The organism is Marinomonas sp. PE14-40, from assembly GCF_051623805.1.
Taxonomy (GTDB): domain Bacteria; phylum Pseudomonadota; class Gammaproteobacteria; order Pseudomonadales; family Marinomonadaceae; genus Marinomonas.
Window position 1 is genome coordinate 4,235,815 of sequence record NZ_CP130700.1, and the last position, 16,222, is coordinate 4,252,036.

Here is a 16,222-nt window from a genome sequence, read left to right on the forward strand (position 1 = left end):
CCTATTTTGAGTTGAGAGCCACCTATTTTAAGTTAAGAGCATAACTGCTTTGAATACAGGAAATTAGAATGACAAACATGATCAAAACCATCTCACCGATTAATGGTGAGGTTTATGTAGAACGCCCGCTTGCTACAGTGAATGAAATAGACGATGTCTTAATTAAGGCTAAATTAGCGCAGCAAGCTTGGTCAGCAATGAGCGTGGCTGAGCGTGCACAAATTTGTACCGCTGCTGTTGATGCTTTTGTGGCGAATAAAGAAGTAATTGCTAAAGAGCTAACTTGGCAAATGGGACGTCCTATTCGTTATAGCCAAGGCGAAGTGGGTGGTTATGAAGAACGTGCTCGTTACATGATAGAGGCAGCAGAGGAGGCGCTAGCACCGTTGCAGCTTGAAGAGAAAGCGGGTTTTACTCGCTACATCAAACGTGAAGCTCTAGGTGTGGTATTTGTTGTTGCTCCTTGGAATTTCCCTTTCATGACAGCAATCAATGCGGTTATGCCTGCTTTAATGGCAGGTAATGCCGTGGTTCTTAAGCATTCAGCGCAAACGCCTTTATGTGCAGAGCGTATGGTTGAATCCTTTGAAAAAGCAGGGTTACCAGCAGGCGTATTCCAATATCTACATCTTTCCCATGCAGATACAGAAAGCATTATCGCCTCAGATAAGGTGGATTATGTTGCTTTTACTGGCTCTGTGGCGGGTGGTGAAATGGTTGAAAAAGCTGCGGCAGGCACCTTTAAAGGCACAGGTCTTGAGCTAGGGGGTAAAGACCCAGCTTATGTGCGCGCGGATGCTAATATTGATCAAGCGGTAGAAACCGCCATTGATGGTGCTTTCTTTAATTCAGGTCAGTCATGTTGTGGTATCGAACGTATTTATGTGCAGGAATCTGTTTATGATGAGTTCGTTGAAAAAGCAGTCGCATTGGTAAATGGCTATGTACTTGGCCGCTCAGATGATGAAAGCACAACCTTGGGCCCAGTGGTTAAAGCGAGTTCTGCTGACTTTATTCAAGGTCAAATAGACGAAGCCATAGCGCAAGGTGCAGTGGCACATATTGATAGTAAAGCCTTTACCATGGCTGAAAAAGGTACCCCTTACCTAGCACCACAAGTACTGACCAATGTGGATCATTCTATGCGTATTATGCAAGAAGAGTCCTTTGGTCCTGTTGTAGGCATTCAAAAAGTGGCTGATGACGAAGCGGCGATCACCTTAATGAATGACAGTGAGTTTGGTTTGACTGCCAGTGTGTTTACCACAGATGTAGAAGCCGGTATTGCAGTTGGTGAACGCCTTGAAACAGGGACTTTCTTTATCAACCGTTGTGACTACCTAGACCCAGCGCTAGCTTGGACTGGGGTAAAAAATTCAGGTAAGGGCTGTACCTTATCGTCTTTAGGGTATGACTATCTTACTCGTCCAAAATCTTTCCACATTAAACTGCCTTAGTCGGAGCTTTTTATGACATATTCTCAATACACAATGAACTGGAATTATCCGACAGCGGTTCGCGCTGGCGTTGGCCGCATTAGCGAACTAGCCGATGCTTGCCAATCTTTAGGGATGAAAGCACCTCTGTTAGTCACTGACCCAGGTCTTGCTAGTTTACCTATGGTGACAGACGCTATCGCAGCCTGTGTTGAAGCAGGCTTAGATTGTCGCTTGTTCAGCAATATCAAAGGCAACCCAACGGGTGAAAACGTCAATGATGGCGTAGTCGCTTTTCGTGAAGGTAAGCATGACGGTGTGATTGCCTTTGGTGGCGGTTCTGGTCTTGATGCAGCCAAAGCCATTGCATTTATGTCTGGCCAAACAGCTGATCTTTGGTCTTTTGAAGATGTGGGCGATAACTGGAGCAAAGCGATTGAATCAGGTATCGCACCGATTGTTGCCGTTCCTACGACGTCAGGCACAGGCTCAGAAGTTGGGCGTGCATCTGTGATTACTGATGATGCTAATCATGTGAAGAAGATTATCTTCCATCCAAAAATGTTACCAGAAGTGGTGATCTTGGACCCAGTATTAACCCAAGGTCTACCTGCTAAGATTACCGCCGCTACAGGTATGGATGCTTTATCTCACAACCTAGAAGCGTATTGCTCTCCATTTTATCACCCAATGGCAGAAGGGATTGCGATCGAAGGTATTCGCTTGGTCAAAGAGTACTTACCTCAAGCCGTTGCTAATGGCGATAACCTAGATGCCAGAATGCAAATGCTAGTGTCATCTTCTATGGGGGCAACCGCCTTTCAACGTGGTCTTGGTGGTATGCACGCCTTAGCTCATCCTTTAGGTGCTTTATACGATGCTCACCATGGCTTATTGAATGCCATTCTGATGCCTTATGTGCTCAACGCGAACCAAGAAGTAGTCGCTGAAAAACTGTCTCGCTTAGCCCTTTATATTGGCCTAGAAGGCAGCTTTGATGCCTTCTTACAATGGGTATTAGACTTACGTGAACAATTAGGTATCCCGCATACACTCGCGGCAATTGGCATAGATGAAGAAAGAGCAGAACTAGTAGGGCGTATGGCCACAGAAGACCCTTCTGCTGGTGGTAATCCGATTAGCTTTACCGAAGCTCAATACAGCCAATTATTTAAAAATGCGGTACAAGGTGTGCTTTAGCACCTTGTAAGCTGCAGCCCATTAAGGATGCTTTAGATGAAGATTGGATTATTACAATGTGATTCTGTGATTGATTCGCTACAAGGTAAGCATGGCAATTATCCCGCTATGTTCAGCGAGTTATTTGCGCAAATTGATACTCGTATAGAATTGACTGTCTTCAACGTGATTGAAGGTGAATACCCAGAAAATATTGACGCTTTTGATGGTTATGTCACCACAGGTAGCCGTTTTGGTGCAGAAGACGACTTGCCTTGGATTACGGACCTGATCAGCTTTGTAAAAACGCTCTACCAAGCTAAGAAAAAACTAGTGGGTATTTGTTTCGGACACCAGATTATTGCCAAAGCCTTAGGTGGTCAGGTGGTAAAATCAGATAAGGGCTGGGGGGTTGGTGTTTCCGTAAATGAAGTGCTTGATGGCAATCAGCAGCAAGAAGCTTGGATGCAACCTGCTAAAGCTGAAATGAAGCTGATAGTGAGCCATCAGGATCAAGTGGTGCAATTGCCAAAGGACAGTCAGGTGCTTGCTGCAAGTGAGTTTTGCCCAGCTTATATGTACAGTGTGGGTGAGTGTTTCTTGTGTGTACAAGGCCACCCTGAGTTTTCCAAGTCCTATTCCAATGACCTAATGGAATCCCGTCGAGATCGTATTCCCCATGATGTGATTGAAATGGGACAAGCTTCATTAGAGCAGGAGTTGGATGATATTGTGATGACTCAATGGATGGTGAACTTCTTAAAAGCTTAATGCACTTAAGTTTTTAAGTGAGAAATAAAAGCAAAAGCCCGAACAAGTTTTTCTTGTTCGGGCTTTTTTGTGCCAATAATTTATCCAGAGTATTGATTTAGAGTGATGTAAGAGAACTGAAGAAGGGTTAGTGATGAGCCTCTTTATAATCCAAAATCGCTTGAATTCGTTCTTCTGGTGCTGGATGCGTCGAAAGGTAATTTTCTAAACCGGATAAAGCGCCAGCTTCTTCATCACTATTCATTCGATGAGCTTGCGTTAAACGGCCCATAATTAAGGCAAAACTTTCTACATTAATATCAGCAAGCGTAAGTTGCTCTAGAGCAAATTGGTCTGCTTCACGTTCAAAATCACGTGAGTAAGTTAGGTCAGCTAATAAGCTAGGTAAACCCGTAATAATATCGAGTGTATCAAGGTCACCTGTGACTAATAAAATAAAGGTTGTCATAAGTGATGCTTGAATCGCGCGTCTCAAAATATGCTTGTGTTTTAAATGGCCAATTTCATGGAATAAGACAGCAATGATCTCATCATCATTCTTTGTTAATTCAATAAACTCGTCAGTAAATACGATAGTGCCACCGGGTAAAGCAAAAGCGTTTGCGCCAAAACCAGAGCGGAATTCAATTTTGATATTTAAACTATCGAAGTCCTGATAATAAGGCTTCATTAAATACCTAAGTTTACTTTGTTCTGCTTGTGATAATTCACTTGGTTCTAAAAAGCTATTATCAAGTAGGGTGAGGCTTTGATCGAACTTGGTTTCTATGACTTCTGGTAAGCTTTGAGCAATCACATTAGTTAATTTGGGAATGCCATAAACAAGGCCAATATAAGACAAGGAAATCAAAGCAAAAGTCGCAATCAATATGGTACTTAGGTTTGATTCAAGGCGATGTAAAAAAGAACCTTTATGTTGCTTTAATGACAGGCTATTAGCGAGCGTATCGACACCTTCATTATCATAGCTAATAAAGAGCTGGTCCTTCTCTAGGGTGATTTCTCGGGCGGTATTGGCGACGCGAGACTCGACCTTAATCGAGTCTGCATCGAACATGATAATCTCATGACCAATATGTTCTGCACTCGGGCCATAAAGATATAGCTTGATACCTTTATGACTATTGAGTTCTAAACTAGCTTCATGGCGTTTTGATGATTGACCATCAAGATAGTAGCCCTTAATTCTCATTTGTCGTTTTTCTCTAACGGTAAAAATCTAAACGCCAAAATCAAATGCCTGACCCATTTCTTCGCCTAATGCCCCAACGTCTTGTGCTGGTGCTGCTCTAAAGTTTTCAAGAGAACCATTCACTTCTAACGATACATTTTCTGCTAAATATTTAATCATACGAATTTTCGCAGCAGGAAGGTAAAGGCCTAAAGTAACAATCGTTAAAAGTGTATTAATGAGAATAACTTTAAATAAGCCTGGCATGGTGAAGTTTGCATTAAAGTGATGCTCTTCAATATGCAGGTTTCGATAAAAAATATTATTGAGTGTCACAATCGCAAAGATAATAAGGAATAGATAAGCTGGTAGAACGATTACAGGTAATAAGGCTGCAAAAGCAGGCACAGCACTAATAACCCCGAAGCCAATTAAGCCTAAAACAAGCATGATAGCCGCAGCGATTAATGCAGGTTTACCATAATCCCAAGCTTTAGCGCTAAATTGAAACTGTGTTTTACCGTAAGAAGAATTATTAACAAGGTAAGCATTAATTTCTTTAAAAGCTTTTGGATATAAAATACCCATGGTGAATATACCAAGTAAAGGCCATAAAATAATCGCTTTTACTGCTTGCCAATAAGTCGCACTAAAGCGAAATTGAATATTGTTATAAGAGGTCATACGACGATCAAAAGCTAATGACTGGTTAACAAAGTAGGGGATGGCAATTAAAAGCGCTATGCCTAATACAGCACCAAGAACGGGAATGAATTGTATTGCCGCAGTGTAAATAGCCAGAGCAATAATCGCGATCACACGGCCTTTAAGTATCTGCATTGGAGTCGCTAGATAGCGAAAATGAGTCTTGTTGAGGTATAGGTTAGCGTGTAAATAGCGGTTGTTTCTTACCGTTGCCCAAGCCGAATAAATACCGAGAGTCAACACTGTGAGTAGTGCATTTACAACCCATAATTTGAAATATTCAAAGCCTTTTCCTCGAAATTCAAAAGGGAGAATATTGGTATTTTTAGAGTCGATATTAGGCGAGTCGAGTTCAGCTGAAATTGATTCAGACATCTAAGCTTTCCTTACTTATGTAATCCATTTAAGAGTATTTAATATAAGCCTAATATAGTGCCTTATATTAACCATTTTTCATATCCCAAGAGCGAAAAATGATGCTGATTTATTATATAAAGGATCAAGTTTTAATAAAATAAGGTTTAGATGGTGAGTCTTGCTGTAAAAATTATATAAATTAATTGATATTTATCTTCTTAATTATGTTTATGAATCTAGTTCGAATATTGTTTAAAAAATGCCATCCTTGGCCAAAGGGATTAGAGATCCATTTTTCACTTAGCAAACAGAGTGTATTTATTAAAAGGTGATTATAATTGCTCGAATTGTTTTAGAATTTTTTCATAAGTACCATTTGCCTGAATCATAATAAAACCCGCATTAAAATCATCACGAATTTTTTCGGCATTCTCTATATTTTTCGAAATCATCACATAAAGATCATTCTTTTCAATTGGTGGTTGCACCATACTTAATTGGCTTGGATCTATTCCAATTTTGCTTGCGATACTTTTCACCACAGATAGATTGTCTGCATAAAGGCTAATATCACCATTGGCTAGTGCTTTTAAACCTTCTTCTGCACCGTTATAACCTTGGATACTTTGAAAAGGAAAAGCATCAAAACTTTGGCTGATGACGGAACCTTCCATCTTGCCAATCTTGTATTGATTGAGCATTTCAAAAGAAGAATAAAAATCTAGATCGAGTCCTTCTTGTTTGATAACACCAGTTAATACCGAATAGATAGGAATCGATACATGATAATCTTGTGCTCTATCTTCAGAATAATAGGCGCCAACAAGCACATCTTTGTCACCACTTTTAACCAGCTTCATTGCCTCTTTCCACTGGGTGAATTCAATTTGGCTTTCATAGCCTGATGCTTTAAATGACTCGGAGACTATGGTGGAAATAAAGCCACCTTGCTCTAATTCATTGCCATAAAAAGGGGCCCAATTAGTGGTTGTCATAGAGACTTCTTGAGCCTGAGCGAGACTGGCAAAACTAACGGATAAAGCAAAAGCGGTATTGATTAAAGCTTTCATGAATAAACCTCATTTTTTATTTTTTTGTGTTTTAAAAGCAGTGTTAATACGCGACGTTTTAAAAGGTGCGTTTTAAGTGTTTCGCAGCCTAACCTAAAACTTTTTGAGGAATACAATAAAAAGCCAGTGAATGGCTTCACTGGCTTTATGTGGGTCGTAATTGATTAAAAATTGAACGCGCGTTTAATAAAAAAAGCGTTTTTTGAAGTGAATAAGATAAGTTGTTGCTCAGAGTTTAATCAGCCTTATTTTAATTAATAGTGCCTTGGATTAAATCTTTGTCTTCATTTAAAGCATCCCAAAGAAAGCGAGCGAACACTTTTACTCTTTCAGTAGCAATTGAATCTGGATGAGTAAGGATCCAAGCAGGAATAAATTGCATATCAATATTGGGTAAGCGTTTTAATTGAGAGGCCTGATCTGCAGTAAAGCTAAATAAATAAGCAAACCCCAGTCCTGCTATTACTGCTTGTTGTAAGGCTAAAGGGTCAGCAATACTGTGCTGAACTTGGCAGTAGGCGTAAGGGGTGGCTTTGATCCAACGGGATAATAAACCATTTTGATTCGCTTTTTCCCAAGACAGCCAGCGTGCACTGGGTTTTTTACCTGTAAAGCTGTGTTCTGCTTCATAATCCAAACTGGCATATACCGCGAGCCCAAAGTCAGGCAGTTTACGACCTATTAGGTGATCTTCTGGTTCTGCTTGAAAGCGAATAGCAATATCGGCATTGCGTCTATCTAGGTCAACGATATTATTGTTGGCATCAATCTCAATATGGATATCAGGGTAAAGGGCTGTGAACTTAACAATATGAGGGATAATCAAATGCTGTGCGATGTGGGGTAGCATGGTGATACGGATTGGACCGGATAAAAGAGCATCACGGCCAAAGACTTCTCGTTCCATACTTAAAATTTCACTTTCGACCCTTTCAGCTCTTTCCACCATGGCCTCACCCATTTCAGTCAGAATAAAGCCTTCGTTATGGCGAACAAATAGCTTCAAATCTAACTGAGATTCCATTGCTTGTAAGCGTCTAGAAATCGTTGAATGGCTCACTCCCATTAGCTTTGATGCAGCGCGAACAGATCGTCCCCGATAAATCGCTAAAAAAACTCTTAAGTCATCCCACTCAAATACTTTCATTGCTCACCTTAAGTTTGGCTTTATAAAGATAATGTAACGCTGGTGCAAAAACGGAACCATGAGTTGCAATTATAGCTAGTTCTGTATTGAAAATGAATTCGTTATCTTAGCCTTCATGACGCAAGTTGATCCCAAATCCTCTGTTATTTCATTAACAGGGGATTTGGAATCTTTGCATGTAAACCATTTTTAACCATGACCCAGTTCATGGAGGACTCATGAGAGATAAGTTTTTTAATTTTGTTGTCAGGCATCCAGTGTGGGTGATTCTGGCATTTTTAGTGTTTGCATTTGCTGCTGCATCTGGGGCGCAAAAATTAGTGTTTAAAAGTGATTATCGAATATTTTTTGATGATGAGAACCCTCAACTAATGGCCTATGAGTCCATGCAAAAAATTTATAATAAAAGTGACAACGTTACTTTTATTATCGTGCCAAAAGGTGACACGGTATTTACCCCAGAGCATCTTAAAGGGCTCACAATGCTGACGAAAGCCAGCTGGCAAATACCTTATTCAACCAGAGTTAATTCACTGACTAACTTTCAGCATACCTATGCCGAAGAAGACGACATGATAGTGTCGAATCTAGTGAATAACCCTGAGTCTTTGACGCCTTTACAGTTAGAAAATATCAGAGAGATCGCACTTGCTGAGCCTCAACTGGTGAATAAGATAGTCTCTAGCTCTGGGCATGTATCTGTGGTTGATGTTTCGATCAAATTGCCAGGGCTTGATCCGACTGCAGAGATTCCAGAAGTGGCTTCTCATGTACGTCAATTAAGAGATGGCTTTTTAGCGACTAATCCAGGAGCTCAAGTTTATTTGTCTGGCATGGTGATGCTGAATAATGCATTTGCCGAAGCCTCTATGGAAGACAGTGCAACCTTAATCCCACTCATGTTCTTAACCGTCATTGTAATTATTGGGCTTTTGCTGCGCACTATTTCAGGCACCATAGCCACAGTTCTAATTATCTTTATGAGTATTGTGACTGCCATGGGGCTAGCCGGTTGGATGGGCTTCTTCTTGTCTGGTGCATCTGCCTCAGCACCCACCATCATACTGACCTTAGCCGTCGCAGACTGTATTCACATACTTGCTTCTATGTTTTATGAGATGCGTAATGGCGCAGATAAACGTTCAGCTATTTTGACTAGCTTGAAAGTGAATCTACAGCCGATATTCCTCACCAGTATTACCACGGCGATTGGCTTTTTAAGCATGAACTTTTCTGAAATTCCACCTTATCGTGACCTAGGTAATATCGTTGCTATGGGTGGCATGCTGGCCTTTGTTTTCTCTGTGACTATTTTTCCTGCTTTGTTATTGGTGTTGCCGATTCGCGTCAAGGTGAACGCTCAGGCGAAGCAAGACAAGATGAGCAAGTTTGCGGACTTTGTCATCGCTAAACGCCGTCTTCTATTACCACTAGTGAGTATGGTGGTTGTAGTGCTGACTGTGTTTATCCCGAAAAACGTTATCAATGATGACTTTGTTAAGTACTTTGATACGAGTGTGCCTTTTAGAGAAGCCACTGACTTTATGCAAGATAACCTATCAGGCATGACAGTGATGGAGCTGTCGGTGAAATCCGGCGAGGCAAATGGGGTTAATAATCCGGCTTATTTAAAACAAGTGTCAGACTTTAGCGATTGGTTAAGAACTCAACCAGAAACGGACCATGTAAACACTTTGACCGATGTGCTCAAGCGCTTGAATATGAATATGCATGGGGATGATGAAAGTTGGTATCGCTTGCCTGAATCACCTGAAATGTCGGCGCAATATTTGCTCTTGTATGAAATGTCTTTGCCTTATGGCCTAGATCTGAATACTCAATTGAATGTAGATAAATCATCTACCAAGTTGATTGTGACCTTCAAAAACCTAACCAGTGGTGAGTTGGTAGAGCTAGGGGAAAGAGTCGAAAACTGGTTTGCAGTGAATGCCAGCGAATATGAATTAGATGTTGCCAGTCCAAGCTTTATGTTCGCTCACATAGGCCAGAAAAGTATTGTCAGCATGCTAGTTGGCACCTTGGTTGCGTTAGTTCTTATCTCTGTCTTGTTAGGTTTTGCACTTAAGAGCTGGCGTTATGGCTTGATAAGCTTAATTCCGAATCTATTACCCGCTGCTGTGGCCTTTGGTATTTGGGGCATCATCAATGGTCAAATTGGTATGAGTATGTCCATGGTAATTGGGATGACGCTAGGCATAGTCGTCGATGATACCGTGCATTTCTTAAGTAAGTACCTCCACGCCAGACGTAATCATAAAGCAGATGCTATAGATGCTGTGCATTATGCCTTTGGCAACGTTGGCAGTGCCCTATGGATTACCACCTTGGTCTTAGTCGCTGGTTTTACCGTGTTAGCCCAATCCAGCTTTAAATTAAATGGTGATATGGGGTTATTAACCGCCATCACCATACTTGTCGCTTTGCTCATCGACTTCCTACTGTTACCGCCTTTACTCATCTTAATGGATGAGAAGCGAGGTGGTAACAAAGTCACAATCGAATTAGATAGCAAGCAAGGTCCTTTTGCTGACCTACCAAATGCCTAATGAAAATATTGGAGAATAAAATGTTTAAAACAAGTTACCTATTAGGCGCAGCGTTATCTATTAGCCTATTCAGTGCCCCAAGCTTTGCGACGACACAAGCAAGTGATCAATTTGACCCTGCCTTGGCTGAAAAAGGCAGACAGATATTTATGGAAACTAAAAAAAGAGACGAAGGCTGGGTCGATTTTACTGCCGATATGTTGATGGTATTGCGCAATGACCAAGGCCAAGAAAGTGTTCGTGAAGTGAAGATGAAATCACTAGAGCAGCTTACCGATGGAGATAAAAGTCTGACCATCTTTAATAAACCAAAAGATGTAAAAGGAACCGCCTTTTTAAGCTACTCCCATGTTGTGGGGGCAGATGATCAATGGTTGTTTTTACCTTCTATAAAGCGGGTGAAGCGTATTTCATCTAGCAATAAGTCAGGCCCTTTTATGGGGTCTGAGTTTTCGTTTGAAGACTTAAGTTCTTTTGAAATCGATAAATATCGTTATCAATACCTTGCTGATGAGAAAGTTGATGGCCTAGAAAGCTTTAAGGTGGAGCAATATCCTGTGGATGACAACTCAGGGTATACACGTCGTATTGTATGGGTTGATAAGGATGAATATCGCATTATCAAAATCGACTTCTACGATAGAAAAAATGCTTTATTGAAAACCTTATCTTATAACAATTTCGAACTTTACCTAGGCCAATACTGGCGTGCATTAGAGTCTGAGATGCTTAATCATCAAACGGGTAAGAGTACTAGCCTAGTGTGGAATAACTATCAGTTTAAAACAGGTCTAAAAGAAAGTGACTTTAGCCGAAGTTCACTAAAACGAGCAAAATAAAACCTGATCTAGTGTTTTAGTAAGGTGCAAACAAACCGCTTTCTTCATTATCTGAAGTGAGCGGTTTTTTGTTTTTGGCGTTTAATCTGGAGTGACGTTTTTTATGAATTCTATCGACTGGTGCAAAAGTGGAACGAAGTTAGTTAATTATAGCTAGTTATCAATCATATTTGAGTTCGTTATTCTCTTTATATGGCTTAGCCAATTCTAATTAAATTGAAGAGGAAACTCCCATGTCTCAAGTTTTATCATCTCAATCCTTATCCAATTCTAATTTTGCAAAGGTCACACCCCATAGCCAGATTCAAAAAGTATTTGATCATGTCTTTTTTGTGCAAGGCAGTGTGATGATGGGCCCTGGTTTTCAAGTGAGCCGTAATATGATCATAGTGCGTGAAGGGGCTGATTTAACTTTAATTAGCCCAGTGCGCTTAGATGAAGCAGGGCTACAAGCACTAGATGAACTAGGGCAAGTCAAACACCTAATGAAACTAGGAAATTATCATTTAGGAAAAAATAATGGCCTTGACGATGCGTTTTATTTAGATCGTTATCAAGCTAAGTTATGGGCTATGCCAAATATGACTCACATGAATGGTCTTGTCACAGATGTTGAGCTATTAGAGGGAGGAGAGCTGCCTTTTAGTCGGGCGAAATTTCTCTCCATACCAAGTTCCAAAATGCCTGAAGGTGTCATCTTGCTAGAGCAAAATGATGGGGTTCTGTTAACAGCTGACAGCTTACAAAACTGGCTGGAAGATGAATATTTCAGTGCTAATGCTTTGGCTCAGATGCAAAAAATGGGCTTTATACGACCGGCAAACATTGGTCCAGAATGGCGACGAGTATGCGAACCGACAAAAGCAGACTTTGAGCGTATTTTTATAGAAGACTTTGAGTGTCTCGTTCCATCTCATGGGGTGCCGATACAGAGTGGCGCAAAAAAGGCATTTCAAAAAACATTAGAAGAGGTGTATTCGCACACTTAAAATAAGGTTTGTGATTGCAAAGAGAGTGGCCTTCCTTGGCATAATAAATAGAAAACTATTTGCTTAAGATGTGATGACTAGCTCTGATTAAAGCGCGCTAATATTTTATCGTAGGTGCCATTAACCTGAATTTGTATGAAACCAGCGTTAAAGGCATCTCTTAGCTTTTCTGCATCAGGTATGTTTTTAGAGACAAGAATGTAGAGGTCATTCTCTTCAATTGGCGGTTGCACCATTTTGAGTGAAGCTGGGTCCATTCCTATATCTGCAGCAACTTGCTTAACCACAGCAAAGCTATCTACATAAAGGTCAATGTTGCCTGAATTGAGTGCTTTTAGGCCATCATCAACGCCTTCATACCCCGTTAAACTTTTAAACGGATAAGCATCGAAGCTTTTGCCAACAACGGATTGATCTATCTTGCCTATCTTGTACTCATCAAGCATTTCAAAAGAATTATAAAAATCTAACGGCAACCCATCTTTTTTGATAATACCGGTTAATACCGAATAAATAGGGAGGGAGAAGTGGTAAAGCTTTTCTCTTTCTTCAGAGAAATAAGCACCCACAAGAATATCTTTATCACCTGCTTTGACTAGCTCTAATGCATTCCCCCAACTGGTGAACTCTAAGTTGCTATCATAGCCTGCGGCTTTTAAAGACTCAGTCACAATGACAGAAATAAAGCCGCCGTCATCTAGTTTAGAGCCGTAAAACGGTGCCCAATCTGTTGTCGTTAAACTGATTTCTTTTGCGTGAGTTAAGCCACTAAAACTCAGACAGATAGTGGCAAGTAAACTGATTAAAAGTTTCATCCTTTAGCCTCATAAAATTTAATTTATATCGGCTTATATGAATACGAGAATTTACTAATCAATAAGCCAGCTAAAGATAAAAGATAGTCAAAAAAAGCAGATTTATAAATGCGTTCATTTTTATTTATTGAAAAAGAGTGAGTTAACTAGGGAAACTGAGATTAAGTCAACTCTTCTCAGTCTTATCAGAAAAAGTGTCAAACACGGTCTCAATATCAGCTTTTGTTGGCTTCATTATCAAACTTTTTACCTAAGCGATAACAGTCTAAAACGGTAACTAACCAAGTGGAAAATAAGAAAAGAGATAAGTATTGAATGAAGTTTGGGCCATAAAGAGAAGGGCCAGCCATGAGTTTTTGAGTGATTAGAATAGGGTCAAAGCTCATATCTCCCGCTAAAATTTCTTTAGAGATGATATCGGCTTTGAACATAGCGTCTTTCATTATGATGATTAACGAAAGCAAGGTTACTAATAACGCCATGCCACCATGCCAAGGTTTTGCCAAAATAAAATACCCCGCCCCAGGAAACACAGTAGTGCAAAGAAGAGGAGCTTTACGGGACTTTTTCATTTAATAACCTTTGAGTATTTGTATGGCAATTGGCCTGCGTATCTTAACCTTAATTTGAATATATCAGAGTAAAAAGATTGGCTGGCGGCGGCTTGCTAAAGGGGCTTGAAATTGCGCCTAACAATATAACAAGAAGAGACTAAATGAGGGAAGGGAATGAGCAATTTGGAGTGAATATTTGCGTTAAAATGATGAATCGCCATCCATGGCTTAGGTTATAACTTGTTTTTAGCTGATACCTAGATTTGGTTAAAGTCCTTCAAAATCGTTTCATAAGTACCATTGGCTTGAATCTGAATAAAGCCAGCATTAAAAGCATCTCTTAATTCAATCGCATTAGGAATGTTTTTAGAGATAAGCACATATAAATCGTTTTCTTCTAAAGGGGGTTGTACTAGCTGTAGTTGTGATGAGTCCATACCTAAATCGGTAGCAACCTGTTTAACAACCGCCACACTATCTATGTATAAATCAATTTTACCTTGGTCTAGGGCTTTCAAACCATCAGCTACACCAGGGTAACCTGTTAGGCTATTAAAGGAGTATGCATCAAAGCTTTTTCCTACTACTGAACCGTCAATTTTACCTAGTTTATATTTGTTCAATTCATCGAATGAATTAACAAAGTTAAGTGGGAATTCTTGCTTTTTGATGACGCCTGTCATGAGTGAATAAATAGGGATAGAAATATGAAAGTCTCTTGCTCTATCTTCAGAGAAATAGGCGCCTACTAGCATATCTTTCTCGCCCACTTTTACTTTCTCAAAGGCTTCTGTCCAATCGCTAAAAACAATATTACTTGTATAGCCTGACGCCTTTAAGGATTCCGCAACTATGGCAGAAACAAATCCGCCACGATTCAAAGAGCTACCGTAAAAAGGGGCCCAATCGGTTGTTGTCAGAGAGATCTCTTGTGCTTGAACCGTACTCGAAACGCTCAACCCCAAAGTTAATCCAAGACTTAAACCTAACGTGCTCACACCTAAGCCAATGGACTTAGATAGACTTTTTACTCGACCTTTTACGCTTAATTTATGTAACAAAATGATCACCTGTTTTTAATTATTTTACTGCCTGCTTATACCGACAGTTTGGTGTTACGCCTGCTGCTCACCAGTCACGCAGCAGATGTTTGAATAAGCGTTATCTAAGATACAAAACCTTATTCGTAACGCTTAAAAATAGCTTAAATAGCGAACACCTTAATTAATATAGAATCTTGATTTGAAATAACTATCGAATGATAAGTGGCTTTAGCTAGGTTTGTATCAAATTAACTAAAGAGTGTTTTTGAAATATCTGAATATTAAAGGTAACTTATTAATTCAATACAGAATTAAGGATGAACTTTAGTGCAGAGTAGTAAGCAAGGAAGATTAAATAAGCTTGTATGGAATAAAAACGTAATAAGGCGTTCTCTTGTATATATGACACTAATCAGCTTTTTATCTGGTTGCATCATGGTGCCGAAAACGCATGAATTCCAAGAACCTAAATGTGAGTTGATTACTAAAGAGCTTACCGTTGGGCTTAAGGAACTTGATTTTAGTAACAGTAAAATGAATCCAGTTGGATTTATCGGTTTACCTTTTGCTCTTGCTGCTCTTTTTACTGCTTCGGTTGTGGTCTCTGGTTCGATTGTGGTGGCTGGAAATACAATCCACTGGATAGAACAAGAAGGTATCTGTGACGATGGCAAAATAAGAAACGCTGTGGCTGATTTATCTGGTTCTCTTGTGTCTGTGGGCGGGCAGGTCATCACGAGTTCTAAACAGTTGATGGACTGGCTTATGTTCTGGAAAGAAAAGGAAGAGGCCGACACTCAGCAAGGGCTAGATCTTTTACTGTTAGAGAATAACGCTGAACCTATTGAACCCAGTGCAGAAGAAGGTGTACTAGAACCCATAATGTTTGAACTCGAACAGAATAAAACAGAAGCTGAAATAAGACTAGATGATGCCCTAGCTGTTGATAAAGAGCCAGTTGATGAAGAGCTAGTTGGTGAAGAGCAAACCGATTTAATGAATAGTGATGATCTGATACTTGATAATAAGGTTGAAAATTAACGGGTTAAAGGGAGTAGGTGAGAAGAATGCAAAAGGTATTTTGGTTAATCGAAGGCAAGATAGCAGGGCGCTCTGGCCCTAATTTAGATGCTTGGAACCTAGCGGAGCTTAAAGAACATGGCATTGCGGCTATCTTAAGTGTCAATTTTGCCGAATCAGTTGATTCTAATGAAATGGATAAAGTAGGAATAGCCCATGTCAATATTCCTATGTCGCCTAATGCGCCTGTACAAGCAGGTGATAAAGAAACTTGCTTGGAGAATTTACCAAAAGCCATGGCTTTTATTGAGGCACAAAAAGTGTCGGGCCCAGTGATGATTCATTGTCGTTCAGGCAAGGATAGAACAGGCTTGGTCATGGCAGCTTATCTGATTCAATTTGAAGGTATGACAGCTAAAGAAGCCATGGATAAGGTGTTCAGTGTGAGGCCTATCGCCTTTAGCGCAGAGGGGTGGATACCTTTTGCATTGGATGTGTTGGAGAGTTTTGAAGCGTCTTTATCAATAAAGAAAAAGAGCGCTACTCACTTTTGAGTAAC

The 16,222-nt window shown here is 40.1% G+C and carries 15 protein-coding genes; 8 read left to right on the plus strand and 7 right to left on the minus strand.

Translation table 11 applies throughout. The annotated features are described in order from the left end of the window. Nucleotides 1-68: 68 nt before the first annotated feature. From Q0A08_RS19490 to Q0A08_RS19500, 3 genes are read left to right on the plus strand one after another with little or no spacing between them, the layout of a single operon-like run. Nucleotides 69-1,457, plus strand: coding sequence for an aldehyde dehydrogenase family protein (locus tag Q0A08_RS19490; protein WP_438463129.1), 1,389 nt, complete (start codon nt 69-71; stop codon nt 1,455-1,457). Nucleotides 1,458-1,469: 12 nt separating this feature from the next. Then, a complete protein-coding gene (locus Q0A08_RS19495; protein ID WP_438463130.1) occupies nt 1,470-2,636 on the plus strand; it encodes an iron-containing alcohol dehydrogenase in 1,167 nt (388 codons plus the stop codon). Nucleotides 2,637-2,672: 36 nt separating this feature from the next. After that, nucleotides 2,673-3,386, plus strand: a complete 714-nt coding sequence (locus Q0A08_RS19500; protein WP_438463131.1) for a glutamine amidotransferase-related protein — start codon at nt 2,673-2,675, stop codon at nt 3,384-3,386. Between the two features lie 127 nt (nt 3,387-3,513). On the opposite strand, the gene Q0A08_RS19505 is transcribed toward Q0A08_RS19500, so the two are convergent. From Q0A08_RS19505 to Q0A08_RS19520, 4 genes are all read right to left on the minus strand, one after another. After that, nucleotides 3,514-4,578 carry a M48 family metallopeptidase gene (locus tag Q0A08_RS19505; RefSeq protein ID WP_438463132.1) on the minus strand — a complete coding sequence of 355 codons (1,065 nt, stop codon included), beginning with the start codon at nt 4,576-4,578 and terminating at the stop codon, nt 3,514-3,516. Nucleotides 4,579-4,605: 27 nt separating this feature from the next. Further along, nucleotides 4,606-5,637: a YjgN family protein gene (locus Q0A08_RS19510; RefSeq protein ID WP_438463133.1), complete on the minus strand. Its 1,032-nt coding sequence runs from the start codon at nt 5,635-5,637 to the stop codon at nt 4,606-4,608. Between the two features lie 314 nt (nt 5,638-5,951). Continuing rightward, complete coding sequence (locus Q0A08_RS19515; RefSeq protein ID WP_438463134.1) at nt 5,952-6,689, minus strand: substrate-binding periplasmic protein; 738 nt, start codon at nt 6,687-6,689, stop codon at nt 5,952-5,954. A 250-nt stretch (nt 6,690-6,939) separates the two neighbouring features. Further along, nucleotides 6,940-7,836: a LysR family transcriptional regulator gene (locus Q0A08_RS19520; protein WP_438463135.1), complete on the minus strand. Its 897-nt coding sequence runs from the start codon at nt 7,834-7,836 to the stop codon at nt 6,940-6,942. 218 nt (nt 7,837-8,054) lie between these two features. Between Q0A08_RS19520 and Q0A08_RS19525 the strand changes: the two genes are divergently transcribed. From Q0A08_RS19525 to Q0A08_RS19535, 3 genes are all read left to right on the plus strand, one after another. Further along, nucleotides 8,055-10,403 (plus strand): efflux RND transporter permease subunit, encoded by a 2,349-nt coding sequence (locus tag Q0A08_RS19525; RefSeq protein WP_438463136.1) that lies wholly within the window; start codon nt 8,055-8,057, stop codon nt 10,401-10,403. 20 nt (nt 10,404-10,423) lie between these two features. Further along, nucleotides 10,424-11,242, plus strand: a complete 819-nt coding sequence (locus Q0A08_RS19530) for an outer membrane lipoprotein-sorting protein (protein ID WP_438463137.1) — start codon at nt 10,424-10,426, stop codon at nt 11,240-11,242. A 233-nt stretch (nt 11,243-11,475) separates the two neighbouring features. After that, nucleotides 11,476-12,231 (plus strand): hypothetical protein, encoded by a 756-nt coding sequence (locus tag Q0A08_RS19535; protein WP_438463138.1) that lies wholly within the window; start codon nt 11,476-11,478, stop codon nt 12,229-12,231. Nucleotides 12,232-12,308: 77 nt separating this feature from the next. On the opposite strand, the gene Q0A08_RS19540 is transcribed toward Q0A08_RS19535, so the two are convergent. The 3 genes from Q0A08_RS19540 to Q0A08_RS19550 all read right to left on the minus strand — a co-directional run bounded on the left by Q0A08_RS19540 (nt 12,309) and on the right by Q0A08_RS19550 (nt 14,661). After that, nucleotides 12,309-13,046, minus strand: a complete 738-nt coding sequence (locus Q0A08_RS19540; protein ID WP_438463139.1) for a substrate-binding periplasmic protein — start codon at nt 13,044-13,046, stop codon at nt 12,309-12,311. Nucleotides 13,047-13,261: 215 nt separating this feature from the next. Further along, nucleotides 13,262-13,618 carry a hypothetical protein gene (locus tag Q0A08_RS19545; RefSeq protein ID WP_438463140.1) on the minus strand — a complete coding sequence of 119 codons (357 nt, stop codon included), beginning with the start codon at nt 13,616-13,618 and terminating at the stop codon, nt 13,262-13,264. Nucleotides 13,619-13,857: 239 nt separating this feature from the next. Continuing rightward, nucleotides 13,858-14,661 carry a substrate-binding periplasmic protein gene (locus Q0A08_RS19550; RefSeq protein WP_438463141.1) on the minus strand — a complete coding sequence of 268 codons (804 nt, stop codon included), beginning with the start codon at nt 14,659-14,661 and terminating at the stop codon, nt 13,858-13,860. A gap of 384 nt (nt 14,662-15,045) precedes the next feature. Here Q0A08_RS19550 and Q0A08_RS19555 point away from each other — a divergent pair, with 384 nt between their 5' ends. Both Q0A08_RS19555 and Q0A08_RS19560 read left to right on the plus strand, forming a co-directional pair. Next, entirely contained in the window at nt 15,046-15,684 is a 639-nt protein-coding gene (locus Q0A08_RS19555) for a hypothetical protein (RefSeq protein ID WP_438463142.1), read from the plus strand. 26 nt (nt 15,685-15,710) lie between these two features. Further along, a complete protein-coding gene (locus Q0A08_RS19560) occupies nt 15,711-16,217 on the plus strand; it encodes a protein-tyrosine phosphatase family protein (protein ID WP_438463143.1) in 507 nt (168 codons plus the stop codon). The last annotated feature ends 5 nt before the right edge of the window (nt 16,218-16,222 follow it).

What these genes read in the sequence shown, in the direction of transcription:
- Q0A08_RS19555 (WP_438463142.1), top strand. Translation starts at nt 15,046, where the DNA reads ATGACACTAATCAGCTTTTTATCTGGTTGCATCATGGTGCCGAAAACG.
- Q0A08_RS19545 (WP_438463140.1), bottom strand. Translation starts at nt 13,618, where the DNA reads ATGAAAAAGTCCCGTAAAGCTCCTCTTCTTTGCACTACTGTGTTTCCT.
- Q0A08_RS19500 (WP_438463131.1), top strand. Translation starts at nt 2,673, where the DNA reads ATGAAGATTGGATTATTACAATGTGATTCTGTGATTGATTCGCTACAA.
- Q0A08_RS19515 (WP_438463134.1), bottom strand. Translation starts at nt 6,689, where the DNA reads ATGAAAGCTTTAATCAATACCGCTTTTGCTTTATCCGTTAGTTTTGCC.
- Q0A08_RS19490 (WP_438463129.1), top strand. Translation starts at nt 69, where the DNA reads ATGACAAACATGATCAAAACCATCTCACCGATTAATGGTGAGGTTTAT.
- Q0A08_RS19510 (WP_438463133.1), bottom strand. Translation starts at nt 5,637, where the DNA reads ATGTCTGAATCAATTTCAGCTGAACTCGACTCGCCTAATATCGACTCT.
- Q0A08_RS19525 (WP_438463136.1), top strand. Translation starts at nt 8,055, where the DNA reads ATGAGAGATAAGTTTTTTAATTTTGTTGTCAGGCATCCAGTGTGGGTG.
- Q0A08_RS19530 (WP_438463137.1), top strand. Translation starts at nt 10,424, where the DNA reads ATGTTTAAAACAAGTTACCTATTAGGCGCAGCGTTATCTATTAGCCTA.
- Q0A08_RS19505 (WP_438463132.1), bottom strand. Translation starts at nt 4,578, where the DNA reads ATGAGAATTAAGGGCTACTATCTTGATGGTCAATCATCAAAACGCCAT.
- Q0A08_RS19535 (WP_438463138.1), top strand. Translation starts at nt 11,476, where the DNA reads ATGTCTCAAGTTTTATCATCTCAATCCTTATCCAATTCTAATTTTGCA.
- Q0A08_RS19495 (WP_438463130.1), top strand. Translation starts at nt 1,470, where the DNA reads ATGACATATTCTCAATACACAATGAACTGGAATTATCCGACAGCGGTT.
- Q0A08_RS19560 (WP_438463143.1), top strand. Translation starts at nt 15,711, where the DNA reads ATGCAAAAGGTATTTTGGTTAATCGAAGGCAAGATAGCAGGGCGCTCT.
- Q0A08_RS19520 (WP_438463135.1), bottom strand. Translation starts at nt 7,836, where the DNA reads ATGAAAGTATTTGAGTGGGATGACTTAAGAGTTTTTTTAGCGATTTAT.
- Q0A08_RS19540 (WP_438463139.1), bottom strand. Translation starts at nt 13,046, where the DNA reads ATGAAACTTTTAATCAGTTTACTTGCCACTATCTGTCTGAGTTTTAGT.